Below are 18,147 nucleotides of genomic sequence, written 5' to 3'. Positions count from 1 at the left end.
TTTTCATCATTAAAACGATTATTGTTTCAAAAATAACTAAAACAAACTATATGCATAAAAATTTAACTTTTAGAAACTTAAAAACAAACATTCCAATTTTAACAAACCATTTTTAATTATAAAGAAATAGCTTAAATTTGAAAGATTATTTACAAATTTATATGTTTAAAACAAAAAAAGAAATTGTATTTGTAATTCTGGCAGGGATATTTATAACTAATGCCGTTGTAGCAGAGCTTATTGGAGGAAAATTAATTCAGATAGGGCCATTTGTAATGAGCATCGGGATTTTACCCTGGCCAGTTGTATTTCTTACAACAGATTTAATCAATGAATATTTTGGAGAAAAAGGAGTTAAAAAATTATCATTTATTACGGCTTGCTTAATCGCATATGCATTTTTGATATTGTTTATGGCAATAGCAATTCCGTCAGCAAAAGGAATTAGTCCGGTTAATGATGAACAATTTCAGGCAGTTTTTGGACAAAGTATGTGGATTATCGTTGGAAGTATTATCGCTTTTATGGTATCTCAGCTTATTGATGTTAGCGTCTTTTGGTTCTTTAAAAATCGTACCGGCGACAAAAAAATATGGCTCAGGACAACAGGCTCAACCATAATTTCACAATTATTTGATTCGTTTATTGTTCTAGGAATCGCATTTTATCTGCCTGGGAAAATTGATTTTGATACTTTTCTGTCTTCTGCATTAGTTGGCTATACTTTTAAGCTTTCAATTGCAATAGTTTTAACACCTTTAATTTATTTGGGTCATTATTTGATCAAAAAATATTTAAATGAGCACACATCTTTAGTCGATTAGGATTATCTTCACAACATGAAAAATGCAGGGATAATCATATTAATCTCACTATCTTACTTTTTTTAAGCTGTGGCAATGACACAAACAAACAGCCTAAAAAGGAAGTGATTGTTTCTGTAAATAATTTAAATCCTGCTCCTGAAAAAAAGACCAAAACAGTTTCTTTACAAAAGCCGGAGATAAAATATTTAAGTAAGAACTACAATTCGAACAAAAAAAACCTTCTTTCATACAGTAAAGATTCTGAAGACAAATCCGTAATACCAAACTTCTACACTGATATAGAGAACATCGAAGTCAACAGAAAGGAACCAAACAAGAGTTTAATGACGTTTGATAATTTAAAAAAAATATTGTCGAATAGCGAAATCGGAGAGACTTTTACCCAAAAAGAACTGATTGATAATTTCGAGATTCCAAAAGAAGCTGTCAAAACAGTTAAAAGCATTACAAAAACAGCTGATGACGAAATAGCTGTGAAATGGAAATCGACATGGCTTCTGGAAAAAGTTTCAGATGCAAAATTCGAAGACGGTATTATGAAAATTATTTTCAAAGCCAATAAGTTATATACTTCCGGCACAGCAATCGGAATAAAATATGAAAAAAGAATCTACAATAATCTGGTGATAGTGGGCAGTTCAGCTTATATTCCGGGTGTAAAAGGATATAGCTGGCAAATTGGCAAATAAAAGACTTAACAATCAGTGTTTTATAAAATTTAACAAAATAAAACACAATAAAAACCTGTTAACTCTTGCTTTTCTTTTAAAAACATCTAATTTTGCCATCTCAATTTAACAAATAAAATCAAACAAAAATGAAAAAAATTACAATTCTTTTTTTGTCAGTATTGACATTAGGTTTATCAGTAGCATCTTGTAGTAGTGATGACGACAATGATGGAGGTTCTGCTTCTATTGAAGGAAAGTGGGAACTTAGTCAAGTAGGAGGAATTATCGGTGGTAAAGAAATGTTAGAAGACGCAGAGAATGGGGCTTGTTCTAACGACACATATGAATTCACAAACGATGGTAAATTCAAAGAAACAACTTATGATTCTGAAGACGGAAAGTGTGAAGCTGAAACAGACAATGGAACATGGACAAAAAATGGAAATACACTAACAATTAAATATACAGGAGAAACTCAAGGAGATTCTTATGAAACTGAAATATCAGGTAATAAAATTAAATTGAAACAAACTTACTCAGAAGGAGGAATGACTTTTACATCTGTTTATGTATACGTAAAGAAATAATTTAAAAAACTTTTTTTTTAACCTCAAACTAATAAGTTTGAGGTTTTTTTATACCTTTAAAATAAAAATTTTGGAACTAATTCGCTGCAGCTGGTGTACTTCCAGCGATTTATACAAAAAATACCATGACGAAGAATGGGGTGTTCCGGTTTATGACGACCCTACTCTATTCGAATTTCTGATTCTGGAAACTTTTCAGGCCGGATTAAGCTGGATTACGATTTTAAATAAAAGAGAAAATTTCAGAAATGCCTTTGATCATTTTGACTATAAAAAAGTAGCTGATTATTCTGATAATAAAATCGAAGAACTGATGCAAAATACAGGAATCATCCGCAACAAACTAAAAATTAAAGCTGCTGTTTCAAACGCTCAGGCTTTTATGAAAACTCAGGATGAATTTGGAAGTTTCTCTGATTATATCTGGAAATTCACCGATAGAAAACCAATCATAAACCATCCCAAAACTTCAAAAGATGTTCCGGCTACTACTCCACTCTCTGATGAAATTAGTAAAGATTTAAAAAAAAGAGGATTTAAATTTGTAGGCTCAACAGTAGTTTACGCACACATGCAGGCCACCGGAATGGTCAATGATCATGCGGAAGATTGCTGGACAAGAACAAAATAAACGGTCTCATTTTTTAGTCTCAGTTTTAGGTTTTACAAAAACTTGAAGCCTGAAACCTGAAACTTTTTTCAATAACCAAACAAAAATTATCTATATTTGCTTCACACTTTAGGGGTGTCTGCATCGCGCAGGCTGAGATTTTACCCTCTGAACCTGATCTAGTTCATACTAGCGTAGGGAAAAGTAAGATGACTTCTTCACGCATTTTTGTGCGTAATTGTAGCCATTCCTAACGTGTCACTATACACTAAATTCAAAAGGAATGGAACTAAAAATCAACCAACAAATCAAACAATTCAATGCCGAATCGCTAAGCATTCAGTCATTGCTCGATCTCGAAATTCCAAATAAACAAAACGGAATCGCCGTTGCCATTAACAATACCGTTGTTCCAAAATCTAAGTGGAGCCAACATTTTGTATCCGAAACTGACGAAATTCTAATTATTTCTGCCACTCAGGGAGGATAAATTTTAAATCCAAAAATTTTGAAATTCCAAATTCTAATTTGGGACTAAAAAAGACGCACAGCAGTGCGTCTCTACCATTCACATCTTACATTTTTACAATATACAACTTACAGACTATGACAAACGAAGAACAAATATCCAGAACCCCGTTTCCAAATTCCAAAAAAGTATATATAGACGGCGAAATCCATCCCATTAAAGTGGCCATGCGCGAAATTCAGTTAAGCGATACCAAACTTTCGAATGGCGGAATCGAAAAAAATCCACCTGTAACCGTTTATGACACATCAGGAGCTTACACTGATCCAAATATTGAAATCAACATTAGAAAAGGGCTGCCTCGTTTAAGAGAACAATGGATTTTAAACCGAAATGATGTTGAAATCCTCAGCGAAATCACCTCAGATTACGGACAAACCCGATTGAAGGACGAAAGCTTAAATCATCTCCGTTTTGAATATTTACATCAGCCAAAGAGAGCCAAAAAAGGAGCTAACGTAACGCAATTGTATTACGCCAAACAAGGAATCATTACGCCTGAAATGGAATATATTGCGATTCGCGAAAATCAACGTATTGAACTTTTAAATCAGCAAACCCAGGCAATGAGCTGTCAACATGCGGGACATAGTTTTGGTGCCAATACACCAAAAAGTAAAATTACACCCGAATTTGTCCGCTCTGAAGTCGCCTGCGGAAGGGCCATTATTCCAAATAACATCAATCACCCGGAAAGTGAACCGATGATTGTGGGACGTAACTTTTTGGTAAAAATCAATGCCAATATCGGAAACAGTGCTGTAACTTCAAGTATCGAAGAAGAAGTTGAAAAAGCAGTCTGGGCTTGCCGATGGGGAGCTGACACCATTATGGATTTGTCAACCGGAAAAAACATTCATGAAACAAGGGAATGGATTATCCGTAATTCGCCGGTTCCAATTGGCACAGTTCCGATTTATCAGGCTCTAGAAAAAGTAAAAGGAATTGCAGAAGATTTAACCTGGGAAATTTTCCGTGATACTTTGATTGAACAGGCAGAACAAGGTGTTTCATACTTTACGATTCACGCCGGGGTTTTACTTCGTTACATTCATTTAACAGCCAATCGTGTTACCGGAATTGTTTCCCGTGGCGGTTCCATCATGGCAAAATGGTGCTTATTTCATCATAAAGAAAACTTCCTTTACACCCATTTTGAAGAAATCTGCGAAATCATGAAACAATATGACGTCGCTTTTTCTCTTGGCGACGGATTGCGTCCGGGTTCCATTGCAGACGCGAATGATGCTGCACAGTTTGCCGAACTGGAAACATTAGGAGAACTGACCAAAATTGCATGGAAACATGATGTTCAGGTTTTTATCGAAGGGCCTGGTCACGTTCCGATGCACATGATCAAAGAGAATATGGATAAACAATTAGAACATTGTCATGAAGCTCCATTTTATACTTTAGGGCCATTAACTACTGATATTGCGCCAGGTTATGACCATATTACCTCAGCAATTGGCGCTGCCATGATTGGCTGGTACGGCTGTGCGATGTTGTGTTATGTCACACCAAAAGAACATCTTGGTTTACCGAATAAAAAAGACGTAAAAGACGGTGTGATTACGTATAAAATCTCAGCTCACGCTGCTGACCTGGCAAAAGGTCATCCGGGAGCACAGTATCGTGACAATGCGTTGAGTAAAGCACGTTTCGAATTTCGTTGGGAAGATCAGTTCAATCTGGCTTTAGATCCTGATACAGCAAGAGAATTTCATGATGAAACGCTTCCGGCTGATGGTGCAAAAGTCGCTCACTTCTGTTCGATGTGCGGACCGAAATTCTGCTCTATGAAAATATCTCAGGAAATCCGTGATGTCGCTGCTGCGGAAAAAGGAATGCAGGAGAAATCAGAAGAGTTTATCGAACAGGGGAAAGAGATTTATATTTAATAAGAACCAAGATTATTGTATTAGTATTAAGATTTATACACAGAATTGCTGTCTTAATACTTAGTACTAAATTCTTAATACTTTCAAAAATGATCGTAATTACAAATCCTTCTGCAATTGCAAATGAAATCAGCATCATTGATTCCTTATTTGAAGAAGGATTGTCTTTGCTTCATATTCGGAAACCGGATTTTTCAGAAGTAGAAACAGCAAAATTTATTCATCAGATAAAACACAAATACCGAAAAAATCTGGTTCTGCACCATCATCATCAAATAACAGCTGATTTTGGAATTAACAGAATTCATTTTTCAGAAACAGAAAGAAAAAAATGATCAATTTTACTGAGGTATCTGATTTCGTCTTTTCAACTTCAACGCATTCGATCGAAGATTTCAATGCTTTGAAAAACATTTTTGAATATGCTTTTTTGAGTCCGGTATTTCCCAGTATTTCTAAAGAAAATTACAGTTCAGAGAGGAATCTTTTTGAAGAAATAAAAAAGAGAAAAAATTTTAGTCCTAAAACAGTTGCTTTAGGCGGAATTTATTCGGGTAATATTGAGCAGACACTTCAAAACGGCTTTGACAATATCGCTCTTTTAGGCACAATCTGGAGTAGTGAAAATGCAATTAAAAATTTTAAACTATGTCAAAAAATCGTCCTTTCGCTCTCAGCATAGCGGGTTTAGATCCTTCAGGGGGTGCCGGAATTTTAGCAGATACTAAAACTTTTGAACAGCATCAGGTTCAGGGATTAGCTATAAGTACAGCAAATACAATTCAAACCGATTGTAAATTCTACGAAATAGAATGGACATCGCTTGATTTTGTATTGCGTTCCATTAAAAAGTTATTCAAAAACTATTCTATAAAATCAGTTAAAATTAGTATTGTTCCTTCTTTTTTTACCTAAATGAAGTGGTCTCTTTAATTAAAAAATTAAGTCCAAACACCCTTATTATTTGGGATACTGTATTGAAATCATCTACAGAATTTGAGTTTTTAGCCATCGAAAACCAATCAGATTTACAACAAATATTATCAAAAATTGATTTGATAACACCTAACTATGAAGAAATAATGCAGCTTTATCCCAATTTTATTGCTGAAAAACTTTGGGTCAAAAATGAACTTCCAACAGCTATTTTATTGAAAGGAGGTCATAATCATACTGCTTTGGGCACTGATTATTTATTTATGAAAAGTAATCTGACAGAACTCTCCCCTACAAAAATTAATTTTCGCCCAAAACATGGATCAGGCTGTGTATTGTCTTCAGCAATTACTGCAAATTTAGCTTTGGGTTATGACCTAAAAACTGCTTGTTTAGAGGCTAAAATATATATCGAAAAGTATTTAAACTCCACATCAACTTTAATTGGCTATCATTATGTATAACAAACTACAGTATATATCACAAGGTGAAACTGCCGAAAAGCAATTGTACAATATCCATCAGGCATTAGACGCTGGTTGTAAATGGATACAAATGCGATTTAAAAACCAAACTTTTGAAAACAGAATAATTCTTGCTGAAACAGTAAAAAATATATGCGAAGAATATCAGGCAGATTTCATTGTAAATGATGATGTTTTACTTGCTCAGAAAACAGCTGCTGATGGCGTCCATTTAGGTTTAACCGATATGAGCATTTCAGGGGCAAGAGCTATTTTGGGAGAGAAAAAAATTATTGGTGCAACCGCAAATACTTTTGAAGACATTCTTCTTCAGACGAAAAATGGCTGTGATTATATTGGTTTGGGCCCTTTTCAATTTACAGAAACCAAAGAAAAATTAAGTCCAATTTTAGGTATTGAAGGTTATGCTTCAATTCTGAATAAAATGAAAATTGAAAACATTCTGACACCTGTTTACGCTATAGGCGGAATCACTTTAGAAAATATAGAATCCCTGATAAAAACAGGTATTTATGGTATTGCGGTATCCGGAATTATTACAAAAAGCCTTGAAAAAGAAAAATTGGTTCAACAACTTAACGACAAATTATATGCAGACGTCATTATTTAATATTGGAGATAAAACTTTCAACTCCCGCTTATTTCTGGGAACAGGAAAATTTGGTTCTAACCTGCAAATGGAAGAAGCTATTTTAGCTTCAGAAAGCGAATTGGTTACAGTGGCCTTAAAACGCATTGATCTCGAAACAGAGACAGATGCTATTCTATCACATTTACAACACCCAAATATAAACTTATTACCTAATACATCAGGCGCCAGAAATGCAAAGGAAGCTGTTTTTGCTTCGCAATTGGCACGTGAAGCACTCGAAACTAATTGGGTTAAACTTGAAATTCATCCTGATCCAAAATATCTTATGCCTGATCCGGTCGAGACTTTAAAAGCTACTGAAGAATTGGCAAAACTTGGTTTTTTTGTTCTGCCGTATATTCATGCTGACCCAGTTTTATGCAAACATCTGGAAAATGCAGGAACTACAGCAGTTATGCCTTTGGGTTCACCAATTGGAAGTAACAAAGGCCTAAAAACAATTGATTTTCTAGAAATTATTATTGAACAAAGCACTGTTCCTGTGATTATTGATGCCGGAATTGGTGCTCCTTCCGACGCCGCAAAAGCCATGGAAATTGGTGCTGATGCCGTTTTAGTTAATACTGCAATTGCTATTGCTGGAAATCCTAAGTTAATGGCTGAAGCTTTTAAGAAAGCCGTAATTGCCGGAAGAAAAGCGTTTGAAGCCAAAGTAGCTAATCAGCAAAATTATGCTGTAGCTTCGAGTCCTTTGACTTCTTTTTTATATGAATAATTATTTTACCGCAAAGTTCGATAAGAAATGCGCCAAGAACGCAAAACTCTGCGAACCTTGCGTAAAACTTTGCGCGCTTTGCGGTTAAACATTATGAAAACATTCAAATCCATTTTTGAACAATACGATTGGGATTCCATTCAAACCAAAATATATCAGACCACCTCAAAAGATGTTGAGTATTCTTTGGCTAAAACAAAAAGAAGCCTCGATGATTTTTTGGCTTTGATTTCCCCAGCAGCTCAAAATTATCTGGAGGAAATGGCACAAAAATGCCATGAAATTACCAAAACCCGTTTCGGCAAAACTATCCAAATGTATGCACCACTTTATTTGAGCAACGAATGCCAAAATATTTGTACGTATTGTGGATTCAGTCTGGATAATAAAATCAAACGAAAAACACTTTCTGATTCAGAAATAAAACAAGAAATTGAAGCACTAAAAAAAACTGGTTTCGATCATGTTTTATTGGTTACAGGCGAGGCTAATTACACCGTAAATATTAATTATTTTCTGAATACAATTAACTTGATTCGAGAACAATTTTCGATTATTTCTGTGGAAGTTCAGCCGCTTTCAACCGGAGAATATCAACGTTTGCACGAAGCAGGTGTGTATTCGGTTTTGGTTTATCAGGAAACATACCATCAGGAAGTATATAAAAAATACCATACTAAAGGCAAAAAATCAAACTTTGATTTCAGGCTGGAAACTCCTGACCGGATTGGAACTGCCGGAATTCACAAAATTGGTTTGGGCGTTTTATTGGGTTTGGAAGACTGGCGGACAGACAGCTTCTTTAATGCCCTTCATTTGGATTATCTACAGAAGAAATACTGGCAAACGAAATACTCCGTTTCTTTTCCGCGATTACGCCCGGCAGAAGGCATTATTGAGCCCAATTTTATTATGGACGATAAAGACCTTACACAATTAATCTGTGCTTATCGCTTGTGGAATGAAGATCTTGAAATCTCTATTTCTACAAGAGAAAGCGAAAAATTCAGAAATAACATTATTCCAATTGGCATTACCAGTATGAGTGCAGGTTCTAAAACCAATCCGGGTGGCTATGTCGTTGATCCGCAATCTCTGGAACAATTCGAAATCAGCGATGAACGCTCTGCAGAAGAAATCAGACAAATTATAAAAAACTCAGGTTACGAACCCGTTTTGAAAGACTGGGACAGAAGCTTTAGTCTTAAAGCTTAAAAGCATAAAGTTCTAAATACCAAAAACTTGTATAAATAGTTTCTTCACTTTCAGCTTTTGACTTTCGACTTTAAAAACCTTAAGACTTACAGATAATGAGCATTATAAAAGAATTTTTACGTTACAGCAGACAAACCATTTTACCTGAAATTGGCGACGAAGGCCAGGAAAAACTTAAAAAGGCAAGGGTTCTGGTTATTGGAGCCGGAGGTTTAGGGTGCCCTGTTTTGCAATATATTGCCACCGCTGGCGTAGGTTTTATTGGAATAATGGATTTTGATATCATCGAAATTCACAATCTTCACAGGCAAATTTTATATACTGAAAGCCAAATTGGTCAGCAAAAAGCCATTGTGGCCCAAAATATTGTTTCAAAATTAAATCCTCTAATTCAGGTCGAAGCTATTCCAGAGAAATTAACCGTTGAAAATGCAGTGGAAGTTATTCAGCAATATGATGTTATAGTAGACGGTTCAGATAATTTTGCCACCCGTTATCTTGTAAACGATACCTGTGTTGATTTAAACAAACCTCTGGTATATGGCAGTATTTTAAAATTCGAAGGTCAGGTAGCTATTTTTAATCATAAAGGAAGTAAAAATCTTCGTGATTTATTTCCTGAAATACCTGACCCAAAGTATGTCCCGAATTGTAATGTAAATGGAGTCCTGGGAAGTTTACCCGGAATTATAGGTACAATGATGGCGCATGAAACACTAAAATTAATTTTGGAATTGCCAACATTAAAAAATGAATTATTACTTTTCAATACTTTGAAATATAATTTTACGAAATTGAATTTCTAAAAAACAACTTCATCACCTACCTGAATTATTCCCGGATTCAAACCTACAATATTGGTTCCGAATAAAACAGAGTTGTTGAAATTCCTGTACTTACTCAATGTTTTTAGAGGTTCTTTTTTCACAATCCCATTTTGCGGATCATTGTTAACCATAATACATCTTCCGCACGATTTTACATTTTTAAAATGAACTTCACCAACTTTAAAATGCTCAAAATCATCCTCCTCATGAGCATTCCGAGTGCTTATAACAATATTCGGGCGAAATCTTTTTACAGTAATTTTTTCCTTTAGCTTTTCATTCAAAAAATCAAGACTTTTTGTGCCAATTAGTAAGTATGGGTATCCATCTGCGAGACTAACATTATACGTTTCTTTTGACCTGGAACTTTCGTGCTTGCGATCACCGGCTTTGATTATTTTCACTAATTTACATTCAAATCCTAAACAATCGCTAAACCATTTTGAAGTCAGCTTATTTACTTCGAAAACAAAACTTTTATCATCCCACACTTTGGTATAAATCGAATCATTTAAGTGCTCACTGATTAAAAATTCATGTTTTTGATCCTGAAAAGTAACCGAAATTTTGGCTTCTGAAATCTCAGGATAAAATTGGCTCATTTCTGGATATTCCCGCTGTGTGATGTGTTGGTTATCTGAATCGAGCAACATCCATCGGCGGTCGTTTTCAAAACCCATTTCTTCAGCAAAAGCCTGTTGGCAGCTAATTCCGGCAAGGCTTTTTATCGGATAAATATAAATTTCTTTTACAATGTAAGCAGTGCTCATTTTATTCACTTTTAAAATAGACATAAAATCGTCACGGTCAATTTCTCGACAGCCTAAACTTTCTAAATGTGGATTATAAACCTGACAATCTAATAGTTTGTAATTTTCTTCTTTTAAATAATTTACCAAAGCTATAAAAGCAACTTTGGAAGCATTTGAAACTTTAGAAAACATACTTTCGCCACAAAAAACATGTCCTAAATCAATTCCGTATAGGCCGCCAACCAAAACATCATCCTGCCAAACCTCAACCGACTTGGCAAATCCTTTCTCGTTTAATTTGCAGTATGCTTCAATCATTTCATTAGAAATCCATGTCCCGTTTTGCCCATCACGCTTAATCTGCTGGCAATTAGAAATTACGGCTTTGAAATTTTTGTTATAAGTGACCTGAAACATTTTCTTGTTCAGGATTTTTCGCATGCTTTTGGATATTACTAATTCATCAAAAAACAATACCATTCTTGGATTTGGAGCCCACCAAAGAATCGGATCCCCCTCATTAAACCATGGGAAAATTCCGCTTTTATAAGCCAATTGCAAACGTTCTGAACTCAAATCTCCTCCTATTGCCAAAACGCCTTCTTCATCAGCTTCTGTGACCGGCGGAAAAAATAAATCTTTGAATAAATAATACATCTATAAGAAATTCCAAATTCCAACTAAACACAATCTTCTCGTTTGTATCTTTTGGAATTCTCCGTTATAAAATTACTTTCAAAAAACAAAATTCCAAATCCCAATACGTTATGAATTTTGGAATTTGGAATTTTTAAATTTTGGATTTTAAACTTTTTAGAATGGCAAATCGTCCGGTTCGTCTTCGTTTAAATTGGTTGCAGGAGCAAAAGTTTCTGCAGCAGGCATAGGTGGTGTTTGCACCGAACCTTCAGGAGCTAATCTTTCAATTCTCCATCCCTGAATACTATTGAAATATCTGGTTTCTCCTTGTGGATTAACCCATTCTCTCCCTCTTAAATTTATAGAAACTTTTACAGCCTCACCTTGTTTGTAACTGCTTAATAAATCACATTTATCTTGTGTAAATTCGATTAAAATATGCTGTGGGTACTGCTCATCAGTAGTAACAACTAATTCTCTTTTTTTGAATGAGGCACTAACCTGCTGCTCCGGATTAACCACTTTTACTTTTCCTGTAACTTCCATCTTCTGTCTATATTATTAATTATTGTATCTTTTCTATTTCTTTGCCAAAAGCACTTTCCAGGCTGATAAAACATCACCCTTGTCGAGGTATTTTTTGGCCTCTAAATGAATTTTTTCCTGATCATCAGAGCTCAAAACCCCTTTTACCGAAAAATTTTCTTTCACAAATATACTAACTTCTTCTGTTGTGGGCAAGGCTTCGATGTTGCCTAATTTTCCAAAATCATTCCCGTTAAAAACAGGGCTTTCTTTAATAAAATTTGGAATTGCATCTACTCCAACCCCTAATGTTGTCAATGGTTTTTCTACTTCAAAAAGTCCCTGATTCGATCTCGAATACCAGTTATTTCCTAATCTTGAAACCAAATCAATTTTATACTGATCAATTGCCCCGTTTTCATCTAAAACGGATTCGTGGATATGAATTTTTACCACTTCACAAAGAATCAGGTTTCCCGCTCCGCCTTCTGTTCCCAAAGGAATAATCTGAGTCACTTTACATTCAAATTGTACGGGAGATTCTTTAACACGATAAGGTTTTACTATATCCGAAGGAATCTGTGTCAACCCGGCTTTTATAAATTCGTTCACACCGTCGGCATATTCTGTACTTGCCAAAGAAGTCTGCTGAACCAAATCATAATTGACCACATTAATCACAACTTCACGTGTTGCTTCGGCATTCATCAAAGTGTGTTTAATAGTATTGTCACGAACGCGCCTTGAAGGTGAAAAAACTAAAATTGGAGGATTTGCACTAAACACATTAAAGAAACTAAAAGGCGACAAATTGGGAATGCCTTTGGCACTAATTGTACTCGCCAAAGCAATTGGTCTTGGTCCTACAGCGCTTTGCAGATAGCTTTGTAATTTTACCGTTGCTATTTCTTTTGGGTTAATGCTAATCATATTTTCTCTTTTAACCGATCTTTTTCAGTAAGTACAAAAGTATAGAAATGGTTTAAGCCAAGGAAATAGTTTCCCACTTAAAAACAAAAATCTTTAAAGACTCACAAAATATAAAATGTGTTTATTTCGTTATATTTATACTCAAAAAAATCACTCTATGCATTTTTCTGAAAGCAGAAATACAACCCGTTGGACCATCATTTTTATTTCCTTTTCAATCATTTCACTGATACTCTGGAATACTTATACTTTTTTTCAAATATTCAAAAATGAAGAACGGTTAAAAATGAATATTCTGGCCAATGCACAAAAAACAATCATCAATGCTGACGAATATACCGATCTTGATTTACCTCTGGAAATAACAAATAGTAATTCTTCTGTTCCGGTAATTTTAGTGATGTACGATAAAGTTATTAATTCTAAAAATGTCCCTGAGGAAATTCTTAACGACAAAGCAAAATTTAAAGAACTTTTGAAAAAATTAAAAAATGAAAATGAACCTATTGTTTTTGAATATGCGCCCGGGAAACACCAGCAGCTATATTACGGAAATTCGGCATTACTGAACAAACTTAAATATTACCCCATTGCTCTTTTATTGATTATTTTTCTATTTGCAGCCTTAATTTATAATTTCTACAAAAGCACTAAAATAGCTACACAAAATAAACTTTGGGCTGGTATGGCTAAGGAAACTGCCCATCAAATTGGAACCCCTCTTTCTTCTTTAATAGGCTGGGTAGAAATATTAAAAACGGAAGAAATCGATCAGACCATTACATCTGAAATTGAAAAAGATGTAGAACGTCTGCAGACAATCACCGATCGATTCTCTAAAATTGGTTCAGTTCCTGTTCTGGAAAATCATGATGTAGTTGCAGAGACCTTAAGTACTTTTGAGTATTTACAATTGCGTTTTTCGAAACAGGTAACCTTTTCTTATCAAATTCCGGACAAGTCTATTTTTGCACTGATCAATCCAACGCTTCATAGCTGGACTATTGAAAATCTGGTTAAAAATGCTATTGACGCCATGAAAGGAAAAGGCACTTTAGACCTCCAAATTGAACAGGACAATCATCATGTAAAAATAAACATAAAAGATTCCGGGACCGGAATTTCGAAAAACCAATTTAAAACTATTTTTGAACCTGGTTTTACTACTAAAAAACGCGGCTGGGGACTTGGACTTTCTTTAACCAAAAGAATTGTTGAAGAGTATCACAGCGGAAAAATCAAAGTTTTGCACTCTGAAATTGGTAAAGGAACTACATTTCAAATTTCACTAAATAAAAAAGTGCAGTAAACTAATTTACTGCACTTCTCTAATTTTTTCTATTACCTGCTGTATTAGAGATTCGCCTGGATACTTTTCGCTAAAGTCTCAAACTCATCTTTAGTAAGCGATACTTTGTTGATAAAGCGCATTTCATCCATTTCGTTTAACGGGATCAGATGTACGTGAGCGTGAGGAACTTCTAATCCAACAACTGCCAAACCGACTCTTTTGCAGGGAACGGTTTTTTCTAAAGCAATTGCAATCTTCTTAGAAAATTTCAGCAGACCTAAATACATCTCATCTTCAATATCAAAAATTTTATCTATTTCCTGCTTCGGAATACAAAGTGTGTGTCCTTTAGCATTTGGATTTACATCTAAAAAAGCTAAAAAATTATCGTCTTCTGCAATTTTGTATGCCGGAATTTCTCCGTTTACTATTTTGGTAAATATTGATGCCATTGTTTATTTTTTTATTGATAGTGAAATTACTTCGTTCCTCACAATGACTTAGTCTCTTGAAATTTCAAGGATTTCAAATTTCAAAACACCGTTTGGCACTGTTATTTCTGCTACTTCGCCAACTGATTTTCCCAAAAGTCCTTTTCCAATAGGAGAAGTTACCGAAATTTTTCCGGTTTTTAAATCTGCTTCACTTTCAGCAACAAGTGTATATTTCATTTCCATTCCGTTGCTTTGGTTTTTAATTTTCACACTCGAAAGAACCAAAACTTTAGAAACATCCAATTGAGATTCATCAATTAATCTTGCATTTGCGTAAACTTCTTCAAGTTTGGCAATTCTCATTTCTAATAAACCCTGCGCTTCTTTTGCAGCATCATATTCGGCGTTTTCAGACAAATCACCTTTATCTCTTGCTTCTGCTATATCCTGAGATGCCTTTGGACGCATTACACTTTTTAAATGCTCCAGTTCATCTTTTAATTTTTTTAACCCGTCTGCGGTGTAATAAGATACTTTACTCATAACTTCATCGTTTATATAAATACAAAAAATCCCATCGCGACGGGATTTTCTTATTACAAATATAGCATTATTTTTTATAGTACATAATTATATGTTAATCATATAGAATTCAAAAGCAAATAAATTATTTTTGTTTCACTAATCCCCTTTTAAAACAATGAAAAAGATCTGGCTTTTAATACTGTTTATTTCTCTGCTTTTTTCGTGTAGTGACAATGATATAAATAATAAAAATCCTTATATTCCTAATTATAGTGTTAATTTCACTATAGATATGAGTTTTGCGCTCTATTCTAATCTTAAATATATGAGTAACGGAATTATAATATCTAATCAAGGCGCAAAGGGGGTCATTATTTTTAATACCGGAAGTGGCTATAATGCATTTGATGCAGCCTGTCCTAATCAGGCATTAACTTCATGTACCGCTATGACTATTAACGGTATTAATGCCGTTTGTTCTTGCGATGAGGCAGAATATAGCTTATTTACAGGTTTGGGAAAAAAAGAATATCCGCTAAAACAATATCGGGTTGAAGTAAGTGGAACTGTGATTCACGTTTACAACTAATACCAAAAACATTTATAAAAACAAAACCTAAAAATTTAAAACTTTCAGGTTTTGTTTTTTTTGATTTTGTCTTAGAATTTCAATGTCAGCCCGGCTAAGAAATTAGTTCCTGCCTGAGGATAATAACCCACACCTTCAACAGTCTTAATAGCTGGTGGGTTAGAATAATCATCGTCAAAAGTGTAGAAAAATCCATTACTTTCGTACTTTAAATTAAAAATATTATTGACTAAAGCCGAAATCATTATAGATTTGAAAACTTTATTCGTTTTGAATTCAAACGATGCATTAAAATCATTTACAAAATAACTGTCCAGTTTAGAAAGATCTGAATCAATATTTCCCATATATTGTTGGCCTACATATTTTGAAAGTAAAGACAGCTGCAAATTTTTAACCGGCATAAATGTCAAACGATTCGCTGCTATAATGTCAGGAGAAAAGGCAATATTGGTTTCACCCAGATTTTCTAAAATGCCATCCCTTTTAAAATAAAAATCTTTGTTTTTGTTTTGGCTCAAAGTAATATTAGGCTGTAAAAACCATTTATCTGAAAGTTTAACCGTTGCATCTATCTCAACACCTGCCCTATAACTATCTCCACTATTAGCACGGATTGGCGAACCAACATCATTCAATTCGCCCGTCAAGACCAACTGGTCCTTATAACCCATAAAATATAAATTGGTATTTAACTGAAAGTTCTCTGAATTAAATCTCCATCCTAACTCAAAATCATTTAATTTTTCAGGTTTTACATTTCCCCCTTCATAATCAGTTCTGTTGGGCTCACGATTGGCTCTGGCATAGGAGAAATACAGCGTATTTTTTTGATTGATTTCAAAATTTAAACCCGCTTTTGGGTTAAGGAAACTAAAATTATCATCTACCAGACCTGTTTCCCAGCTATTGGCTTTATATTGAACTGTTCTGTATTGAAAGTCACCGTATAAACTCAACTTTTCAAATAATTGATAATTGGCTTTCAAAAAAATATTCCCGTCAACTTTTGTCGAAAAATCATCGTAATAGTGATCTCCCAACTCTGATTGTGATGCATATCTTGCCCAGATTACTTTTCCGAAATGGCTCCCTTCATATTTATTCCAGCCCTCTCCTAAAATAACATCCAGTTTTTCATCTTTATATTTTAATGAAAATGTTGCCCCGTAAAAATCATTATCTAGCCATTTTTGACGTATTAAATCTGTAGTTGTTACGGTTCCGACTGGTATTAAACCATAATCGCCCATAGTGGCATCTTCCTTATAATTTTCGTAATAGCCTTTTCCTTTGGTGTAATGAAACGCTAAATTGGTACTCCACTTATCGGTAAACGATTCGCTCCAATGCAGTTGATAATGATCCTGATTATAATTATCTGTTTCATTATCATAAAAACGATCATTACCAGCTTCATCTTTGTATGCTCCTGCAGAATTATATCTTCGGTTTTTATGTAAAGTTTCAGCGTCCACACCATTCCAGGACTGGTATGTTTTTTCTGTTCCGCCAAAAACCAAGGCTTTAATCAAAGTTGTTTTTCCCACATACGTTCCCTGTAAAAAATAGGACTTCAAATCAGAACTGGCTCTGTCAACATACCCATCAGATTTAATTGTAGATAGACGCCCTGCCAATTCAAAATGATCATTTAACAAACCTGTACTGAATTTTACGGTATGTTTATGCGAATTGAAACTACCAAAGGAATTTGAGATTTCTCCATTTGCTTTTGTTGCATAATTATCAGTCAGCATATTTAAACTCGCGCCGAATGCTCCCGAACCATTCGTTGATGTTCCAACACCGCGCTGCAATTGCAAACTTTCTACTGAAGAAGCAAAATCCGGCATATTTACCCAGAATGTTCCCTGGCTTTCAGCATCATTATACGGAATTCCGTTTATGGTTATGTTTACTCTTGTAGCATCACTTCCACGCACACGGATTCCAGTATATCCCATTCCGTTTCCGGCATCAGAAGTAGTTACAACTGATGGCAGATAATTCATTAATATTGGAATATCCTGACCTAAATTCCTGGTCTTGATGTCTTTTTTGTCCAGATTACTAAAACTTACGGGCGTTTTTGTTGTAACACGTACAGCAGAAACCAATACATTATCTAACTGATTTACTTTGGTTGAATCCTGTTGCTGTGAAAAAGAGAATAGAGTAAAGAAAATAGAAGAAAAAGTAAAAAAAATAGACTTTTGGTTCATTTTAGAACCTTTGCAACTTAGCACCTTAGTGCATGAAAAAAGAGTTTTCATCCGTAAAGAATTACGAATAAAAGGGGGAATTATTCTTTTGTTAAATTAATAAATTTGTTTCCCGACAAAATATAGCTTTGCTAAATAATCGTCGTTTTTTCCCTTAGCAACATTACTCGCTCAGGTTCTTTGGGTATGATCTCAGCTCGTTATTTAGAGCACCCCTTTGAGACAGTGCAAAGGTAATGTTAAAATAATTAAAATTCCAAAAAAGAAATTCCTTTTAAAATT

General features: G+C 34.5%; 22 protein-coding genes, 1 pseudogene and 1 riboswitch. Of the genes and pseudogenes, 16 read left to right on the top strand and 7 right to left on the bottom strand.

The features are described 5' to 3' along the window. Positions 1 to 161 precede the first annotated feature (161 nt). The 14 genes from P5P89_RS12215 (at position 162) to P5P89_RS12150 (ending at position 9,934) form a co-directional block, all read left to right on the top strand. Positions 162 to 824 carry a queuosine precursor transporter gene (locus P5P89_RS12215; RefSeq protein ID WP_278008579.1) on the top strand — a complete coding sequence of 221 codons (663 nt, stop codon included), beginning with the start codon at positions 162 to 164 and terminating at the stop codon, positions 822 to 824. Between the two features lie 104 nt (positions 825 to 928). After that, positions 929 to 1,516, top strand: coding sequence for a hypothetical protein (locus P5P89_RS12210; protein ID WP_278008578.1), 588 nt, complete (start codon positions 929 to 931; stop codon positions 1,514 to 1,516). A gap of 152 nt (positions 1,517 to 1,668) precedes the next feature. After that, positions 1,669 to 2,085: a lipocalin-like domain-containing protein gene (locus P5P89_RS12205; RefSeq protein WP_278008577.1), complete on the top strand. Its 417-nt coding sequence runs from the start codon at positions 1,669 to 1,671 to the stop codon at positions 2,083 to 2,085. Positions 2,086 to 2,155: 70 nt separating this feature from the next. Next, positions 2,156 to 2,716: a DNA-3-methyladenine glycosylase I gene (locus P5P89_RS12200; protein ID WP_278008576.1), complete on the top strand. Its 561-nt coding sequence runs from the start codon at positions 2,156 to 2,158 to the stop codon at positions 2,714 to 2,716. 100 nt (positions 2,717 to 2,816) lie between these two features. Beyond that, positions 2,817 to 2,913: riboswitch (TPP riboswitch) on the top strand. A 65-nt stretch (positions 2,914 to 2,978) separates the two neighbouring features. After that, positions 2,979 to 3,185: a sulfur carrier protein ThiS gene (gene thiS / locus P5P89_RS12195; RefSeq protein WP_278008575.1), complete on the top strand. Its 207-nt coding sequence runs from the start codon at positions 2,979 to 2,981 to the stop codon at positions 3,183 to 3,185. A gap of 116 nt (positions 3,186 to 3,301) precedes the next feature. Further along, positions 3,302 to 5,125 carry a phosphomethylpyrimidine synthase ThiC gene (gene thiC / locus P5P89_RS12190; protein WP_278008573.1) on the top strand — a complete coding sequence of 608 codons (1,824 nt, stop codon included), beginning with the start codon at positions 3,302 to 3,304 and terminating at the stop codon, positions 5,123 to 5,125. Positions 5,126 to 5,214: 89 nt separating this feature from the next. Next, on the top strand, positions 5,215 to 5,460 hold the full coding sequence (locus P5P89_RS12185; protein ID WP_278008572.1) for a hypothetical protein: 246 nt from the start codon (positions 5,215 to 5,217) through the stop codon (positions 5,458 to 5,460). Continuing rightward, positions 5,457 to 5,807 (top strand): thiamine phosphate synthase, encoded by a 351-nt coding sequence (locus P5P89_RS12180; RefSeq protein WP_278008571.1) that lies wholly within the window; start codon positions 5,457 to 5,459, stop codon positions 5,805 to 5,807. Before P5P89_RS12185 ends, P5P89_RS12180 begins: the two co-directional genes overlap by 4 nt. Then, positions 5,774 to 6,040, top strand: a complete 267-nt coding sequence (locus P5P89_RS12175) for a bifunctional hydroxymethylpyrimidine kinase/phosphomethylpyrimidine kinase (RefSeq protein WP_278008570.1) — start codon at positions 5,774 to 5,776, stop codon at positions 6,038 to 6,040. Before P5P89_RS12180 ends, P5P89_RS12175 begins: the two co-directional genes overlap by 34 nt. A gap of 5 nt (positions 6,041 to 6,045) precedes the next feature. Continuing rightward, positions 6,046 to 6,525 carry a bifunctional hydroxymethylpyrimidine kinase/phosphomethylpyrimidine kinase gene (locus P5P89_RS12170; RefSeq protein WP_278008569.1) on the top strand — a complete coding sequence of 160 codons (480 nt, stop codon included), beginning with the start codon at positions 6,046 to 6,048 and terminating at the stop codon, positions 6,523 to 6,525. Next, positions 6,518 to 7,156 (top strand): thiamine phosphate synthase, encoded by a 639-nt coding sequence (locus P5P89_RS12165; RefSeq protein WP_278008568.1) that lies wholly within the window; start codon positions 6,518 to 6,520, stop codon positions 7,154 to 7,156. The genes P5P89_RS12170 and P5P89_RS12165 overlap by 8 nt, the downstream gene beginning before the upstream one ends. After that, on the top strand, positions 7,137 to 7,913 hold the full coding sequence (locus P5P89_RS12160) for a thiazole synthase (RefSeq protein ID WP_278012014.1): 777 nt from the start codon (positions 7,137 to 7,139) through the stop codon (positions 7,911 to 7,913). Before P5P89_RS12165 ends, P5P89_RS12160 begins: the two co-directional genes overlap by 20 nt. A gap of 93 nt (positions 7,914 to 8,006) precedes the next feature. Continuing rightward, positions 8,007 to 9,128: a 2-iminoacetate synthase ThiH gene (gene thiH / locus P5P89_RS12155; protein WP_278008567.1), complete on the top strand. Its 1,122-nt coding sequence runs from the start codon at positions 8,007 to 8,009 to the stop codon at positions 9,126 to 9,128. Between the two features lie 95 nt (positions 9,129 to 9,223). After that, a complete protein-coding gene (locus P5P89_RS12150; protein ID WP_278008566.1) occupies positions 9,224 to 9,934 on the top strand; it encodes a HesA/MoeB/ThiF family protein in 711 nt (236 codons plus the stop codon). Here the strand turns inward: P5P89_RS12150 and P5P89_RS12145 are convergent. The 4 genes and pseudogenes from P5P89_RS12145 to P5P89_RS12130 all read right to left on the bottom strand — a co-directional run bounded on the left by P5P89_RS12145 (position 9,931) and on the right by P5P89_RS12130 (position 12,801). Continuing rightward, a complete protein-coding gene (locus P5P89_RS12145; protein ID WP_278012013.1) occupies positions 9,931 to 10,725 on the bottom strand; it encodes an MOSC domain-containing protein in 795 nt (264 codons plus the stop codon). The genes P5P89_RS12150 and P5P89_RS12145 overlap by 4 nt on opposite strands. Positions 10,726 to 10,734: 9 nt before the next feature. Next, a pseudogene (gene aat, locus P5P89_RS12140) lies at positions 10,735 to 11,364 on the bottom strand (leucyl/phenylalanyl-tRNA--protein transferase); the annotation flags it as partial. A 156-nt stretch (positions 11,365 to 11,520) separates the two neighbouring features. After that, positions 11,521 to 11,892, bottom strand: coding sequence for a DUF3127 domain-containing protein (locus P5P89_RS12135; protein ID WP_278008565.1), 372 nt, complete (start codon positions 11,890 to 11,892; stop codon positions 11,521 to 11,523). Positions 11,893 to 11,925: 33 nt separating this feature from the next. Further along, positions 11,926 to 12,801 (bottom strand): flavin reductase family protein, encoded by an 876-nt coding sequence (locus P5P89_RS12130; RefSeq protein WP_278008564.1) that lies wholly within the window; start codon positions 12,799 to 12,801, stop codon positions 11,926 to 11,928. A 157-nt stretch (positions 12,802 to 12,958) separates the two neighbouring features. Between P5P89_RS12130 and P5P89_RS12125 the strand changes: the two genes are divergently transcribed. Further along, a complete protein-coding gene (locus tag P5P89_RS12125) occupies positions 12,959 to 14,110 on the top strand; it encodes a sensor histidine kinase (protein ID WP_278008563.1) in 1,152 nt (383 codons plus the stop codon). A 44-nt stretch (positions 14,111 to 14,154) separates the two neighbouring features. Here P5P89_RS12125 and P5P89_RS12120 read toward each other — a convergent pair whose 3' ends face one another. Then, on the bottom strand, positions 14,155 to 14,544 hold the full coding sequence (locus P5P89_RS12120; RefSeq protein ID WP_278008562.1) for an HIT family protein: 390 nt from the start codon (positions 14,542 to 14,544) through the stop codon (positions 14,155 to 14,157). Between the two features lie 48 nt (positions 14,545 to 14,592). Then, complete coding sequence (gene greA, locus P5P89_RS12115) at positions 14,593 to 15,069, bottom strand: transcription elongation factor GreA (protein WP_025572576.1); 477 nt, start codon at positions 15,067 to 15,069, stop codon at positions 14,593 to 14,595. A 157-nt stretch (positions 15,070 to 15,226) separates the two neighbouring features. Here greA and P5P89_RS12110 point away from each other — a divergent pair, with 157 nt between their 5' ends. Further along, complete coding sequence (locus tag P5P89_RS12110; protein ID WP_278008560.1) at positions 15,227 to 15,640, top strand: Rieske (2Fe-2S) protein; 414 nt, start codon at positions 15,227 to 15,229, stop codon at positions 15,638 to 15,640. Between the two features lie 71 nt (positions 15,641 to 15,711). Here the strand turns inward: P5P89_RS12110 and P5P89_RS12105 are convergent, their stop codons facing one another. After that, complete coding sequence (locus P5P89_RS12105) at positions 15,712 to 17,916, bottom strand: TonB-dependent receptor (protein WP_278008559.1); 2,205 nt, start codon at positions 17,914 to 17,916, stop codon at positions 15,712 to 15,714. Between the last annotated feature and the right edge of the window lie 231 nt (positions 17,917 to 18,147).

Origin of the sequence: Flavobacterium gyeonganense (assembly GCF_029625295.1) — a bacterium.
Classification (GTDB): domain Bacteria; phylum Bacteroidota; class Bacteroidia; order Flavobacteriales; family Flavobacteriaceae; genus Flavobacterium; species Flavobacterium gyeonganense.
The sequence above is the reverse complement of the archived record's forward strand: the minus strand, read 5'-3'. Positions and strand labels throughout refer to the sequence as shown.